A 15175-nucleotide genomic window follows, 5' to 3' on the forward strand; every position below is an offset into this window, starting at 1 on the left:
ACAGCAGCAGTGCGGTGCCCGTGCCGATCCCCGCGATCCCCAGCACCGTCATCGCCGCGCTCCCCGGCGACGTAGAAGAGGAAGCAGAACCGGAGCCGGCCCCGGCCGAATCCCCCGCCGCACCCGAGGAAACCCCACCGGATCCACCGGAACCCTCACGGCCGGAACCAGAGCCCGGGCCAGAACCGGAACGGGAACCCTCGTCGGTCCCGCCTGCCCCCGAGCCGCTCCCCTTCGAGTCCTCGCTCCAGACCGCTCCGCCCTCCCCACGCTCGGCGTCCGCCAGATCCCCCTCGGTCACCTGGAACTCCCCCGCGTCACGCACGTAGTCCGGCGCCTGTTCCGCATCACCGTCCACAGTCACCCGCAGCGTCACACCCGACGCCCTGTCGCCGAACTTCTCCGCCATCGCCGGATTGAGGGTGACCTTGACGTAGTACCAGCCGGCGAACCGGATCGCCGCCTCGTCGTCCCGCATCAGATGGCGGTTCTCGTACGCCACGGGCGGCAGCGGATCGAAGGCCGCCGACGTCGGATCCCCCGCGTAGGAGGCCTCCTTGGCCGCCACCGAGGCCCGCGCCGGGTTGTACAGCTCCATGTCGAGGGCGCCTGCCACGGTCCCCCTGCGCGCCGAGTCGCCCGCCTCGCTGCCCAACTCCGCGTCGAGGAAGAGCTGCTGCCCCCACCGCAGCGGAACCCGGTAGAAGTGGCTCTGCCCGGGCCCGATCCGGTCCTTCCACACCCCGGACGTCAACGCCCGGGCATCGTTGAAGCCGGTGCCCCCACTGCGCTGCGCCCCCGACCCGGTCGGCGGCCGCACCGACGCGGACGGCCAGACCTCCGGCCCCTGCGTGGGCGCCGGGGACACGAGGCCCGGTTCGGTGGCGACCTTCAGCTCCAGCCCCCAGGTCTCCCGCGTGGAGTCGGCGTCCGCCTTCCGCTCCACGACCACGTAGTACGTCCCCGCCGTCTGACACCGCAGCCCGCCGGGCCGCACGAGCCGCTCGGCGGCGGCCGCGATCGGCCGCGGGTACGCCCCGGAACGGAATGTGGCGTGTTCCGCGTCGCAGCGGGTCCCGTTGCGGTCCGTCAGCGTCACGGAGATGCCGTCCGAGTACGTCGCCTTCACATCGGATCCCAGCGGGGGGACGGCGACGACGGAGGCATACGCGTTGGCGGCGCCGTCCAGTTCGACGCTGAAGTAGGCCGTTCCGCGCGATCCGGTCCCCAGCGAACTCCGGTAGGTCTCGCCCGTTCTGAGCTTCTGCGCGGCCGTGCTGCTCCGCGCACCGGCCACGCTGCGGGCGCCGTCGGCGAAGACGTACGGATCGGCGTCCCCCGCCGCGGTCGCGGGCAGCGCCGACGCCGCGCACAGCCCCACCCCGGCGACGGCCGCCGCCAGACCTCGGCCGCCCCGCACCTCCACCAGCCGCCTCATGAGCCTCCCCATGGACCGCATCCTGCCGCTCCGGCCCGCGTCCTGCCCGCCGTGCGCCGGAATCCCGCCACTCATTTGCGCGCGCAAGGAAGGGCGTCGCATACGTGAACGCGCCCGCCCGGCGCCGTACACAAGACCGAAGATCTACGCATCCCGGGACATCCCGGCAACACAAAACCCCGGCCGCTGCTGCGACCGGGGTCTGTGAAGTGACTGTTGTCGATACTCACGAACCCGTGGGCACGGAGTCAGTCGCCTCCGTCCACAGATCCTGCTCGGCGCGATCCGCCTGGATCTGGCGGTACACGAGGAGCCCGCCGATGGCGGCCAGTGCGACCAGGAGAAGCTTCTTCACCGCGCGACCTCGTCTTTCGTTGACGTAGGGGACCTCTGGCGCCCGACTATACACACCGACCGATATCGATCGGTGACCTGGATGGACCCCAACTCCCGCCAGGCGTACAGCAGTCGAACCGGACCCTGCAACTCCGAACATCGCCTTCCAGTCACTCCCAGACTGTGAAATTCACCGCATTCATCGGCATTCAGGGCTTCTTGCACCCATCCGAGTGGTGTTCATCTGAAGATCGACGCGCCACGGGCTCCGGTCCCACACTTCAGGCTCCGCATACACATCATGAGGAAAGTACGCAAATCGCCCAACCTGAAAGTGAGGGGCCATGACCAAGAACCGGGTCATGACGCTGTGGACCGTCGTCATCTCTGCCTTCATCGCGCTCTTCTCGGCGCTCGGACTCGTCTCCCCGGCCGCCGCGGCCGCTCCCGCGCAGCAGACGGAGGAGGCCGCCCGCAACGCCACCGCGGTCAGCGCCCCCGCGACTGCCTCCGCTCCGCTCTACTGGGCCTTCAAAAGGTCCCTGCCACCCACGATGAAGCAGCGCATCCGCGCCGAGGCGCACGGTTCCTCCCCCAGCTGCCGCCACCGCCCGCCGGCCGACACCGAGCAGGACGACAGTGACGCGGGCCTGGCGAGCGAGGCACTCGCGGCACAGCCGTAGCCCGCACCGCCCACGCGACGAGTAGGGCTGAATGCTCCACCTTGTAGGAACGGCAACACAGCAAGGCATCACCACACGGCAACACCGAAGTCGCCCAAGTCGCCGAAGCACCGCAGTAGGCGCAGTAGGCGCAGCAAATGAAGTACGCGCAGTGAACGAGAAGTACTGAAGAGACTCGAAAGAGCACAGGACCACCGCAGGACCGCGGGACGCACAACCCAAGAGCCGCAGGACGTCGTCCTACGTACGTACGCGGCACGGCAGACAGACGGCGGCAGCAGATAAGCCGCCCCTGAGATCAGCCGCGAAACGCCCAGCACGAACCCGTAGACGCACCAAGACGCACCAACACGCAGGACACGAGGCCCCAGCCGCTCACTTCGGCTGAGAGGGCCCTTTCGGCGTGTCCGGTGCCCAGTGACCGGTGTCCGGGACGGACCGCAGCGCACGACTAAAAGAGGACGCCTCCCGTAGGAGACGCCCTCTCATGTACTGCTTCTGTGGGGCTAACAGGATTTGAACCTGTGGCCTCATCCTTATCAGGGATGCGCTCTAACCAACTGAGCTATAGCCCCGCCGCGCTCTGCGGTGTGTGTCCCGCGCGCTGACCTCTGAAGATTAGCGCACCAGGGGGCCAGTCCCAAAATCGATAGTCCTGGCCCGCCCACCAGCGGCTCTCCAGCTGCTCTCCGACGGCCCGTAGGCAGCGGAGAAGCGTCTACTCGTCCTCGGCGAGCGTGAGCTCGATGCCGCCGACGAAGCCGGCGGAGAGGTTGTAGATGAACGCGCCGAGCGTCGCGAGCGCCGTCGCCAGGACGACGTCGATGACCGCGATGACGGTCGTGAACATCAGGACGCGCGGCAGCGACAGGAACGACTGGAGGTCGAAGCCATTGGACTCGTTCGAGCCCGTGGCCTCGGAGATCGTGCCGCCGACCGTGGAGAAGACGCCCATGGCGTCCATGACCATCCACAGCACGGCGGCCGCGATGATCGTGCAGATGCCGAGCGCGATGGAGAGCAGGAAACTGACCTTCATCACCGACCACGGATCGGCCTTGGCCACGCGCAGCCGCGCCTTGCGGGTGCGCGGGGTGGTGCGTGCCCCGGTGCGCGGCCTGCGGACCGCTCCTGCCGGAGCTGCCGCTCCTGCCGGGGCGTTCTGGTAGGCCTGCGGCGGGTGGTACGGCTGGGCCGCCTGCTGCGGCTCCTGCCTCTCACCCGGCAGGGGTCCGCCACTGGCTGCGTACTGCTGGGTCTGCGGACCTCGGGTGTCCGTCACAGTTCCCCCCTGGGATCCATGAGACTCGTGCGAGTCCTTCGAGTCATGAGCGGAGCCACGGCCGCCCTCGGTTTCCGTACCGGGGGATGCCCCGGTAGGGCCTGCGCCCGTGGCTCCGCTCACGATGACTCACTCCTCGCGCTACTCGGCCGAGGACTGCCCGCCCTCGTCCGTTCCGACGGCATTCTCGTCCTGGGCCGATTCGTCGGTCACGGCGCCGTCCGCGTCCTCCGCGGCGTCTCCGTCGACTTCCTCGGCCTCACGACCGGCCTCGGCGTTACGAGCGATGCCGACGACGGCATCGCGCTTGCCCAGGTTGATCAGTTGGACGCCCATGGTGTCACGGCCCGTCTCCCTGACCTCGTTGACTCGCGTACGAATCACACCGCCGGACAGCGTGATGGCGAGGATCTCGTCGGTCTCCTCGACCACCAGGGCACCGACGAGCGATCCGCGGTCCTCCACGATCTTGGCGGCCTTGATACCGAGGCCACCGCGACCCTGGACGCGGTACTCGTCGACGTTGGTCCGCTTTGCGTACCCACCGTCGGTGGCGGTGAACACGAAAGTACCCGGCCGGACGACATTCATCGAGAGCAGCTCGTCGCCCTCGCGGAAACTCATTCCCTTGACGCCCGACGTGGCACGTCCCATCGGGCGCAGTGCGTCGTCCGTCGCGGTGAACCGGATCGACTGCGCCTTCTTGCTGATGAGGAGCAGATCGTCCTCGGAGGAGACCAGCTCGGCGCCGATCAGCTCGTCGTCGGAACCGTCCGCCGCTTCGCGGAGGTTGATGGCGATGACGCCACCGGAACGCGGCGAGTCGTAGTCCTTCAGGGACGTCTTCTTCACGAGGCCCGCCTTGGTGGCGAGGACCAGGTAGGGCGCCGCGTCGTAGTCGCGGATCGCGAGGATCTCGGCGATCGCCTCGTCCGGCTGGAAGGCCAGCAGGTTGGCGACGTGCTGCCCACGGGCGTCACGGCCGGCATCCGGGAGCTCGTACGCCTTCGCGCGGTAGACGCGGCCCTTGTTCGTGAAGAACAGCAGCCAGTGGTGCGTCGTGGACACGAAGAAGTGGTCGACGATGTCGTCTTCCTTGAGCTTCGCGCCGCGGACGCCCTTGCCGCCGCGCTTCTGCGAGCGGTAGTCGACCGTCTTGGTGCGCTTGACGTAGCCACCGCGCGTGATGGTGACGACGATGTCCTCTTCGGCGATCAGGTCCTCGATGGACATGTCACCGTCGAAGGGCACCAGCTTGGAGCGGCGGTCCTCGCCGAACTTGTCGACGATCGCCGCGAGTTCCTCGCTGATGATCTGGCGCTGGCGCTCCGGGGAGGCCAGGATCGCGTTGTACTCGTCGATCTTCAGCTGCAGTTCGTCGTGCTCGGCGACGATCTTCTGGCGCTCCAGGGCGGCCAGTCGGCGCAGCTGCATCTCGAGGATCGCGTTGGCCTGGATCTCGTCGATCTGCAGGAGGCCCATGAGGCCCTCTCGCGCGACCTCCACGGTGTCACTGCGCCGGATGAGCGCGATGACCTCGTCGATGGCGTCCAGGGCCTTCAGGAGGCCGCGCAGGATGTGGGCGCGCTCCTCGGCCTTGCGCAGCCGGAACCGCGTACGGCGGACGATGACCTCGACCTGGTGGCCCACCCAGTGGCGGATGAAGGCGTCCAGCGAAAGGGTGCGCGGCACGCCGTCGACGAGCGCCAGCATGTTGGCGCCGAAGTTCGTCTGCAGGTCGGTGTGCTTGTAGAGGTTGTTCAGGACGACCTTGGCAACGGCGTCGCGCTTCAGCACGATGACGAGGCGCTGGCCGGTGCGCGACGAGGTCTCGTCACGGACGTCGGCGATGCCGCCGACCTTGCCGTCCTTGACCAGGTCGGCGATCTTCTGCGCCAGGTTGTCCGGGTTGACCTGGTACGGGAGTTCGGTGACCACCAGGCACTGGCGGTTCTGGATCTCCTCGACCTCGACGACCGCGCGCATCGTGATGGAGCCACGACCGGTGCGGTACGCCTCTTCGATGCCCTTGCGGCCCACCACGAGGGCGCCGGTCGGGAAGTCGGGGCCCTTGATGCGCTCGATGAGCGCGTCCAGGAGCTCCTCGTGCGAGGCCTCCGGGTTCTCCAGGTACCACTGGGCGCCGGCCGCGACCTCGCGCAGGTTGTGCGGCGGGATGTTGGTGGCCATGCCGACCGCGATGCCGGCCGAGCCGTTGATCAGCAGGTTCGGGAAGCGGGCCGGCAGGACGGTCGGCTCCTGGGAGCGGCCGTCGTAGTTGTCCGTGAAGTCGACGGTCTCCTCGTCGATGTCCCGGACCATCTCCATGGACAGCGGCGCCATCTTGCACTCGGTGTAGCGCATGGCGGCGGCGGGGTCGTTGCCCGGAGAGCCGAAGTTTCCGTTGGAGTCCACCAGCGGCATCCGCATCGACCACGGCTGGGCCAGGCGGACCAGGGCGTCGTAGATCGAGGAGTCGCCGTGCGGGTGGTAGTTGCCCATGACGTCGCCGACGACGCGGGCGCACTTGTAGAAGCCCTTCTCGGGCCGGTAGCCGCCGTCGTACATCGCGTACAGGACGCGGCGGTGGACGGGCTTGAGTCCGTCGCGCACGTCCGGCAGGGCGCGGGACACGATGACGGACATCGCGTAGTCGAGGTAGGAGCGCTGCATCTCCGTCTCGAGCCCGACGGGCTCGATGCGCATGGCGATGTCGCCGCCCTCTTCAGGGGTGCCAGGAGTACTGGGGGTGTTCTCGTCGGCCATTGCTGGTGAAGATCCTTTCTGCGGCGGTCAGCTGAGACCGACTCAGATGTCGAGGAAGCGGACGTCCTTGGCGTTGCGCTGGATGAACGATCGGCGCGCCTCGACGTCCTCACCCATGAGGACCGAGAACAGGTCGTCGGCCTGGGCGGCGTCGTCGAGGGTGACCTGGCCGAGGACGCGGTGCTCCTGGTCCATGGTCGTGATGCGCAGCTCCTCGGCGTTCATCTCACCGAGACCCTTGAAGCGCTGGACGGAGTCGTCCTTGATGCGCTTGCCGGCCTGCTTGCCCAGCTCGATCAGGGCGTCGCGCTCGCGGTCCGAGTACGCGTACTCGAAGTCCTCGCGACCCCACTTGATCTTGTAGAGCGGCGGACGCGACAGGAACACGTGCCCGGCCTCGACCAGCGGCCGCATGAAGCGGAACAGGAAGGTCAGCAGCAGGGTGTTGATGTGCTGGCCGTCGACGTCGGCGTCCGCCATCAGGATGATCTTGTGATAGCGGAGCTTCTCGATGTCGAAGTCCTCGTGGACTCCGGTGCCGAACGCGGAGATCAGTGCCTGGATCTCCTGGTTCTGCAGGATCTTGTCGATCCGCGCCTTCTCGACGTTGAGGATCTTGCCTCGGATCGGGAGGATCGCCTGGTACTGCGGGTTCCGGCCGGACTTGGCCGAGCCGCCGGCGGAGTCACCCTCGACGATGAAGATCTCGCACTTGGTGGGGTCGTTCGACTGGCAGTCGGAGAGCTTGCCCGGCAGGGACGCGGACTCCAGCAGACCCTTGCGGCGGGTCAGGTCGCGCGCCTTGCGGGCCGCCACGCGCGCGGTGGCCGCCTGGATGGACTTGCGGATGATGTCCGACGCCTCGACCGGGTTCCGGTCGAGCCAGTCCGTGAGGTGCTCGTGCACGACCTTCTGGACGAAGGTCTTCGCCTCGGTGTTGCCCAGCTTGGTCTTGGTCTGGCCCTCGAACTGCGGCTCGCCCAGCTTCACCGAGATGATCGCGGTCAGACCCTCGCGGATGTCGTCACCCGTGAGGTTGTCGTCCTTCTCGCGCAGCAGCTTCTTGTCGCGCGCGTACCGGTTGATGAGACCGGTCAGCGCGGCGCGGAAGCCCTCCTCGTGGGTGCCGCCCTCGTGCGTGTGGATCGTGTTCGCGAAGGAGTAGACGCCCTCGCTGTAACTCGTGTTCCACTGCATCGCGACCTCGACGGAAAGGAGCTTCTCCTTGTCCTCGGCCTCGATGTCGATCACGGAGGGGTGGACGACCTCGCCCTTGCGGGAGTTGAGGTACTTCACGAAGTCGACGATGCCGCCTTCGTAGTGGTACGTCACCGTCCGCGCTTCGTGGTCGTCGGCGCCCTCGGCGCTGTCGGCACCGGCGGTGGCCTTGGCCGACTCGCGCTCGTCCGTCAGCTTGATCGTCAGGCCCTTGTTGAGGAAGGCCATCTCCTGGAAGCGCCGCGACAGCGTCTCGAAGGAGTACTCGGTGGTCTCGAAGATGTCGCCGTCGGCCCAGAAGGTGACCGAGGTGCCGGTCTCATCGGTGGCCTCGTGCTGGGCGAGCGGTGCGGTCGGCACGCCCGCCTTGTAGTCCTGCGTCCAGCGGTGGCCGTCGGTCTTGATCTCGACCGAGACCTTCGTGGACAGGGCGTTCACGACGGAGACACCGACGCCGTGCAGACCGCCGGAGACGGCGTAGCCGCCGCCGCCGAACTTGCCGCCCGCGTGCAGCACGGTCAGGACGACCTCGACGGCCGGCTTCCCCTCGGAGGGGATGATGCCGACGGGGATGCCACGGCCGTTGTCGATGACGCGGACGCCGCCGTCGGGAAGGATCGTGACGTCGATCGTGTCCGCGTGACCGGCCAGCGCCTCGTCGACGGAGTTGTCCACGACCTCCTGCACCATGTGGTGCAGACCACGCTCACCGGTCGAGCCGATGTACATGCCAGGTCGCTTGCGGACCGCGTCCAGCCCTTCGAGGACGGTGATCGCGCTCGCGTCGTACGAGGCGTCTGTCGCCCCTACGTTCGCGTGCGCGTCAGCGTCGATGGTCGGGATGTTCTCGTTGGGGTTGCCGGAATCGGCCACGAAGCGCCCTTTCTGGCACAGCACAAACCAAGCTCCCGGTTGGTGGCCGGAGCGGCTGCGGCGTGTTTTTTCGGTAGGCCCTAGTCAGCGTTGCTCGGTGCGTCCCACAAGTGGGGCGGGATTGCTCTCCAGTGTACCGGTAGCACTGACAGTGATGGGGGTTTGCCGGTACCTGAGTCCCCATGTGCCGCCCTCAACCGGTCTCGCCCGACTCCCCCTATGGGGAGCGGGGCTCCAAGAGGCTCACAGCGGCACTCAGCGCTTCGGGGTGTCAACCCCCCGCTACCGTGTGCGCGCGCTCACCCGTAGGTGTCGTCGTGACCTGTGCTTCCGGGGGCTCTCAAGGGGCCGTAGCGCCGGGCGCCGCTGCCGGGATTCTTGATGTCGATGCGCCGCACGGTGCCGTGCCCGAGGTCCTCGTTCAGGCGTCTGACCAGCTGCGGAGCCAGCATCCGCACCTGCGTCGCCCAGGCCGTCGAATCGCACTGCACGACCAGGACGCGCTCGTCCTCGTCGTACTTCTGCGGCACGCAGTGCTTGGCGAGGTCGTCACCGACGATCTGCGGCCAGCGGCCCATCACGCCGCCGACGGCCGCCGGGGTCTCCCAGCCGCGCTCGGTGATCAGCCGGTTGATGGCCGCGCCGAGGCCCATCGGGTCCCGCCCGTCGGCGCGCGCTCCCGACCGCAGTCCGCCGCCGCGCCGGGCCTGCTTCTTCTGCTGTGCCGAGGCACCACGCGCGCGTGCCGCCTCTTTGGCCGCGCGGAGGGCGACGCGGGCGAGGTCGACACCTGAAGGCTCGGGATCGCCCTTCGGTTCCCGCGGCTCGCCGGCTTTTCCGCCGGGTTCGTCGGCGCTCACAGACGCTCCACCGTCCCGTCGGACACCGCGTATCGGGTACCGGCCAGCACGCCCGGTACGTCGTCGTCGACCGCGGCCGTCACGAGGACCTGCTCACCGGGCGCCACGAGCTCCGCCAGCCGCTCCCTGCGCCGCGCGTCGAGCTCGGCGAAGACGTCGTCGAGGACGAGCACCGGCTCGTTCCCCTCGGCCCTCAGCAGGTCGTACGAGGCCAGCCGCAGCGCCAGCGCGTACGACCAGGACTCGCCGTGGCTCGCGTACCCCTTGGCGGGCAGCTGGCCGAGCTTGAGGAGCAGCTCGTCCCGGTGCGGGCCGACCAGGGTGACGCCCCGCTCGATCTCCTGCTTGCGGGCGGCTTCGAGTGCGGCCAGGAGCTGCTCGTAGAGCTCCTCGCGCGCGTGCCCGACGATCTCGGGCGAGGACGGCTTGTAGTCCAGGGCGATCGGTCCGCCGCCGGGCGCCAGCTGCTCGTACGCCTTGTCGGCCAGCGGCTGCAGCGTCGCGATCAGGTCGAGCCGCTGGGCGAGCAGCTCCGCGCCCGCGCGCGCGAGGTGCTGGTCCCACACGTCGAGCGTGGACAGGTCCGTGGAGCGGCCACCGTGCCGCCGCGCGAGGGCGGCGGACTTCAGGAGCGTGTTGCGCTGCTTGAGGACCCGGTCGTAGTCGGAGCGCACGCCGGCCATCCGCGGGGAGCGGGCGGTGATCAGCTCGTCCAGGAAGCGACGGCGCTCGCCCGGATCGCCCTTCACCAGGGCCAGGTCCTCGGGCGCGAACAGCACGGTCCTGACGATGCCCAGCACGTCACGCGGCCTGACCTGCGACGACCTGTTGATGCGCGCGCGGTTCGCCTTGCCGGGGTTCAGTTCGAGCTCGATGAGCTGCTGCCGCTCGCCCTGCCGGACCTGGGCCCTGATCACGGCGCGCTCGGCCCCCATGCGGACCAGGGGCGCGTCCGAGGAGACCCGGTGGCTGCCGAGCGTGGCGAGGTAGCCGACGGCCTCCACCAGGTTCGTCTTGCCCTGCCCGTTGGGGCCCACGAACGCGGTGACGCCCGGGTCGAGAGGGACCTCGGCCCGGGCGTACGAGCGGAAGTCGGCCAGCGACAGATGCGTGACGTGCATGGTCGTGGGCCGACCTCCCCCAACGTTCTGAACAGCGGTTGTCTACAGCTGTGGATTACTTTTTGCGGCGGATCACTTCTTCTCGACGGCGTGGCCGCCGAACTGGTTGCGCAGCGCCGCGATCATCTTCATCTGCGGCGAGTCCTCCTGCCGCGAGGCGAAGCGCGCGAAGAGCGACGCGGTGATCGCCGGCAGCGGGACGGCGTTGTCGATGGCGGCTTCCACAGTCCAGCGGCCCTCGCCGGAGTCCTGTGCATAACCACGCAGCTTGTCGAGGTGCTCGTCCTCGTCGAGGGCGTTGACCGCCAGGTCCAGCAGCCAGGAACGGATGACCGTGCCCTCCTGCCAGGAGCGGAAGACCTCGCGGACGTCGGTCACCGAGTCCACGGCCTCCAGGAGCTCCCAGCCCTCGGCGTAGGCCTGCATCATGGCGTACTCGATGCCGTTGTGGACCATCTTCGCGAAGTGGCCGGCGCCGACCTTGCCCGCGTGGACCGACCCGAAGTCGCCCTCGGGCTTCAGCGCGTCGAAGACCGGCTGGACCTTCGCGACGTCCTCGGCGGAGCCGCCGTACATCAGCGCGTAGCCGTTCTCCAGGCCCCAGACGCCGCCGGAGACACCGCAGTCGACGAAGCCGATGCCCTTCTCGGCGAGCTCCTTCGCGTGCTTCTCGTCGTCCGTCCAGCGCGAGTTGCCGCCGTCGACGACGATGTCGCCGGGCTGCAGCAGCTCGGCCAGCTCGTCGACCGTGGACTGGGTCGCGGCACCGGCGGGCACCATCACCCACACCACGCGCGGACCCTTGAGCTTGCCCACAAGCTCTTCGAGGCTGTGGACATCCGCGAGGTCCGGATTGCGGTCGTAGCCGATGACGGTGTGGCCTGCGCGGCGGATGCGCTCGCGCATGTTGCCGCCCATCTTGCCGAGGCCGACGAGACCGAGCTCCATCAGTGGTTCCTTACGTTGCGACGGGGCGTGAGGTGGTGCGGGGCGGTACGAGGCGCGGGGTGACGCGCCTCTCGTACCTGCGTCTGAGCCTAAACCCGGACGCTCACGCACACCTGTGGGCATAGCCGCTCAGGCGAACGCCCGAGCGGCCTGCCCTTCAGGGACCTCAGCCCGACAGCCGCACCGGCATGATCAGGTACTTGTACGCCTCGTCCGCCTCGGCGTCCACGGCCGGCTTGCCGGAGAGCAGCGCGGGCTTGGTGGACGTCGTGAAGGACAGCTGGGCGACCGGGGAGTCGATCGCGCTGAGGCCGTCCAGCAGGAACGTCGGGTTGAAGGCGATGGAGATGTCGTCGCCGTCGAGCTGGGCGTCGACCCTTTCCACAGCCTGTGCGTCGTCGCTGGAGCCGGCCTCCAGGATGAGGACGCCCTGCTCGAAGCTGAGCCGCACCGGGGTGTTCCGCTCGGCGACGAGGGCCACGCGCTTGACGGCCTCCACGAAGGGGGCGGTCTCGATGACGGCCACGGAGTTGAACTCCGTCGGGAACAGCGTGCGGTACTTCGGGAGGTCGCCCTCCAGGAGGCGGGTGGTCGTGCGGCGACCCGCGCCCTCGAAGCCGATGAGGCCTTCACCGGCACCCGAGCCGGACAGGGCCAGCGTGACCGTGTCGCCGCTCGTGAGAGCCTTGGCGGTGTCCAGGAGCGTCTTGGCGGGCACCAGGGCGACCGCGGACGCCTCGGGGTCCTCCGGCTTCCACAGGAACTCGCGCACGGCGAAGCGGTAGCGGTCGGTGGACGCCAGCGTCACCGTGTCGCCCTCGATCTCGATGCGCACACCGGTGAGGACGGGCAGCGTGTCGTCACGGCCGGCGGCGATGGCCACCTGCTGTGCCGCGGAGGCGAAGACCTCGCCCGGGACGGTGCCCGTGGCGGTCGGCATCTGCGGCAGCGCCGGGTACTCCTCCACAGGGAGGGTGTGGAGTGTGAATCGCGAGGAGCCGCAGACCACGGTCGCTCGTACACCGTCTGTGGAGATCTCCACCGGACGGTTGGGGAGGGCGCGGCAGATGTCGGCGAGCAGGCGGCCGGAGACGAGCACCGTGCCTTCCTCGTCGACCTCCGCGTCCACGGAGACGCGTGCCGAGACCTCGTAGTCGAAGCTCGACAGGCTGAGTGCGCCCTCCTCGGCCTTCAGGAGAAGGCCGGCGAGGACCGGCGCAGGCGGTCGTGCCGGGAGGCTGCGTGCCGCCCAGGCCACCGCCTCCGCGAGTACGTCGCGTTCCACCCGGATCTTCACCGTAAGCCGCCTCCTGCGCGTTGCTGGCTGCTCTCGCCCTGCATTGGTCTCGGTCTTCGTCGTCAGACGTGGTGTCGCTCGGCCCACCGATGGGGAGAACACCGGGGACCAGTCTGACGCACCGCACTGACAGTCGTTGCCCGCCTCGGTCAAGTCGTGCCGAGCCGCGGCCGGGGTGCCGAGAGCAAGTTGTGCACAGCCCCCACTTCGAAACGAATTCCCAGCTCTCTCTAGTTGGGAGTAGTAGTAGGGGCTGTGGAAACCGTGGATAACCGTTAGTTCGCAGGTCAGAGCCGGTTTTTTGTCCACGGAGGCTGTGGGCCGAGGCGGTGGACAACTCACGGTTTCTGTGGACGGCGGAAAGTTCTGCACACCCGATGCACAGGCTCGGGCTACTTCTCCCCAGCGCCGTCCCCAGCTTTACCCCTGTTCCCCACAGCCCAACCGACCCCCTTGGTGTGACGCCTTTCACTCGCCACGGTGACGGGGCGCGTCGCGTTGCCGAACAGTGGACAGCCGTGTGGAGAAGCTCCGGATCGCTGTGCACAAAGGCTGTCATCCTGTGGGTCGACGGTGGACAACGAAATGCACACCCTGTGGAAGAAAAATCTGTCCACAGCCTGTGGAGATCTTCTGTCCACCAATCCACAGCCCGCTGACCTGCCCTGATGCTCTGTCACCAGGTGCCCCTGTGGATGCAGTCTGGACAACTTCCCGGTCCCCAGGGTGTGGATCGGAAAAACCCGGCACATCTGTGGAGAACACCCGTAACGCGGCCGGAAATCGAACACCGACATCGCGCGGCGGCCTCCCCGAGCGCACGGCGACATGAAGAAGGGCGCCCCGGGAATCGTTCCGGAGCGCCCTTCGGAGGCGTGCACAGCGCCGCAACCGGGCTGCTGTCAGCCGTTCTTGATGCGGTTGGTGAGCTCGGTGACCTGGTTGTAGATGGAGCGCCGCTCGGCCATCAGCGCGCGGATCTTGCGGTCCGCGTGCATCACGGTCGTGTGGTCGCGGCCGCCGAACTGAGCGCCGATCTTCGGCAGGGACAGGTCCGTCAGCTCCCGGCACAGGTACATCGCGATCTGGCGTGCCGTCACCAGCACGCGGCTGCGCGACGATCCGCAGAGGTCCTCCACCGTCAGACCGAAGTAGTCCGCGGTGGCCGCCATGATGGCCGTCGCCGTGATCTCGGGGGCCGCGTCCTCGCCACCGGGGATCAGGTCCTTGAGGACGATCTCGGTGAGCCCCAGGTCCACTGGCTGCCGATTGAGCGACGCGAACGCCGTGACCCGGATCAACGCCCCTTCCAGCTCGCGGATGTTGCGCGAGATGCGGGACGCGATGAACTCCAGCACCTCCGGCGGAGCGTTGAGCTGCTCCTGCACCGCCTTCTTACGAAGGATCGCGATACGGGTCTCCAGCTCGGGCGGCTGGACGTCCGTGATCAGTCCCCACTCGAACCGGTTGCGCAGCCGGTCCTCCAGGGTCACCAGCTGCTTGGGCGGCCGGTCGCTGGAGAGCACGATCTGCTTGTTCGCGTTGTGGAGCGTGTTGAAGGTGTGGAAGAACTCCTCCTGCGTCGACTCCTTGTCCGCGAGGAACTGGATGTCGTCGACGAGGAGGATGTCCATCTCGCGGTACCGCTTGCGGAAGGAGTCGCCCTTGCCGTCGCGGATCGAGTTGATGAACTCGTTGGTGAACTCCTCGGAGCTCACGTACCGCACGCGGGTGCCCGGATAGAGGCTGCGGGCGTAGTGCCCGATGGCGTGCAGGAGGTGCGTCTTGCCGAGGCCCGACTCCCCATAGATGAAGAGGGGGTTGTAGGCCTTCGCCGGCGCCTCGGCGACGGCGACCGCCGCCGCGTGGGCGAAACGGTTCGACGCACCGATGACGAACGTGTCGAAGAGGTACTTGGGGTTCAGGCGCGCGGTCGGCTCGCCGGGACCGGTCGCCGGCGCGGGCTGCGCGGCCAGCGGACCGGGCGCGCCCGTGGGCACACCGCGTCCGCCGGGACCCGGACCGCCGTCCTGTCCCGGCCGGCCGCCCATCGCGTGCTCGCCCGGATCGCGCCGCTGCTGGCGCTCGTGCGGCTGCTCGTAGGAGCCGCGCTCCTCGTACGCCGCACGCTCCTCGTAGGGCGACCGCTCCTTGGGCTGCTGCTCGTACGGGGAGCGCTCCGGCTGCTGGTCGTAGCGGCCGCGCTCGGACTCGTAGCCCTGCTGGTCGTAGGGCGACCGTTCCTGCTGCCGGTAGTCGTGCTGCGGCTGCTGCGGAGGCGTCGCGTACGGGTCGCGCTCCGGGAAGCCGAGCCGCGGCTGCTGCCAGCTGTACTCGTCCTGCTGCGGCCGCG

General features: G+C 68.5%; 11 protein-coding genes and 1 tRNA gene. 1 reads left to right on the top strand and 11 read right to left on the bottom strand.

Annotated features, from left to right (window positions below; genetic code table 11):
• Together M4J07_RS40825 and M4J07_RS40830 are read right to left on the bottom strand one after the other, a co-directional pair.
• Positions 1–1450 (bottom strand): hypothetical protein (locus tag M4J07_RS40825; protein WP_255980993.1); only part of this gene is annotated, 1450 nt, incomplete at its 3' end.
• Between the two features lie 214 nt (positions 1451–1664).
• Positions 1665–1793, bottom strand: coding sequence for a DLW-39 family protein (locus M4J07_RS40830; protein WP_003999697.1), 129 nt, complete (start codon positions 1791–1793; stop codon positions 1665–1667).
• A 325-nt stretch (positions 1794–2118) separates the two neighbouring features.
• On the opposite strand from M4J07_RS40830, the gene M4J07_RS40835 reads away from it, so the two are divergent.
• On the top strand, positions 2119–2457 hold the full coding sequence (locus tag M4J07_RS40835) for a DUF6344 domain-containing protein (protein ID WP_255980995.1): 339 nt from the start codon (positions 2119–2121) through the stop codon (positions 2455–2457).
• A 501-nt stretch (positions 2458–2958) separates the two neighbouring features.
• Here the strand turns inward: M4J07_RS40835 and M4J07_RS40840 are convergent.
• From M4J07_RS40840 to dnaA, 9 genes are all read right to left on the bottom strand, one after another.
• Positions 2959–3032 (bottom strand) — tRNA-Ile (locus M4J07_RS40840).
• Between the two features lie 143 nt (positions 3033–3175).
• Positions 3176–3862, bottom strand: coding sequence for a DUF3566 domain-containing protein (locus M4J07_RS40845; protein WP_255980997.1), 687 nt, complete (start codon positions 3860–3862; stop codon positions 3176–3178).
• Between the two features lie 18 nt (positions 3863–3880).
• On the bottom strand, positions 3881–6505 hold the full coding sequence (gene gyrA / locus M4J07_RS40850; protein ID WP_255980999.1) for a DNA gyrase subunit A: 2625 nt from the start codon (positions 6503–6505) through the stop codon (positions 3881–3883).
• A gap of 42 nt (positions 6506–6547) precedes the next feature.
• Positions 6548–8620, bottom strand: a complete 2073-nt coding sequence (gene gyrB / locus M4J07_RS40855) for a DNA topoisomerase (ATP-hydrolyzing) subunit B (protein ID WP_308284816.1) — start codon at positions 8618–8620, stop codon at positions 6548–6550.
• 275 nt (positions 8621–8895) lie between these two features.
• Positions 8896–9456 carry a DUF721 domain-containing protein gene (locus tag M4J07_RS40860; RefSeq protein WP_255981001.1) on the bottom strand — a complete coding sequence of 187 codons (561 nt, stop codon included), beginning with the start codon at positions 9454–9456 and terminating at the stop codon, positions 8896–8898.
• The gene (recF, locus tag M4J07_RS40865) at positions 9453–10577 is read right to left on the bottom strand and encodes a DNA replication/repair protein RecF (protein WP_255981003.1); all 1125 of its coding nucleotides are present in this window, start codon (positions 10575–10577) and stop codon (positions 9453–9455) included. The genes M4J07_RS40860 and recF overlap by 4 nt, the downstream gene beginning before the upstream one ends.
• 72 nt (positions 10578–10649) lie before the next feature.
• Positions 10650–11525 carry a phosphogluconate dehydrogenase (NAD(+)-dependent, decarboxylating) gene (gene gnd, locus M4J07_RS40870; protein ID WP_255981005.1) on the bottom strand — a complete coding sequence of 292 codons (876 nt, stop codon included), beginning with the start codon at positions 11523–11525 and terminating at the stop codon, positions 10650–10652.
• 166 nt (positions 11526–11691) lie between these two features.
• Positions 11692–12822, bottom strand: a complete 1131-nt coding sequence (gene dnaN / locus M4J07_RS40875) for a DNA polymerase III subunit beta (RefSeq protein ID WP_255981007.1) — start codon at positions 12820–12822, stop codon at positions 11692–11694.
• 902 nt (positions 12823–13724) lie between these two features.
• The coding region (gene dnaA / locus M4J07_RS40880; RefSeq protein ID WP_255981009.1) for a chromosomal replication initiator protein DnaA at positions 13725–15175 on the bottom strand (1451 nt) is incomplete at its 5' end.

Source organism: Streptomyces longispororuber (assembly GCF_024448165.1).
Lineage (GTDB): Bacteria > Actinomycetota > Actinomycetes > Streptomycetales > Streptomycetaceae > Streptomyces > Streptomyces longispororuber_A.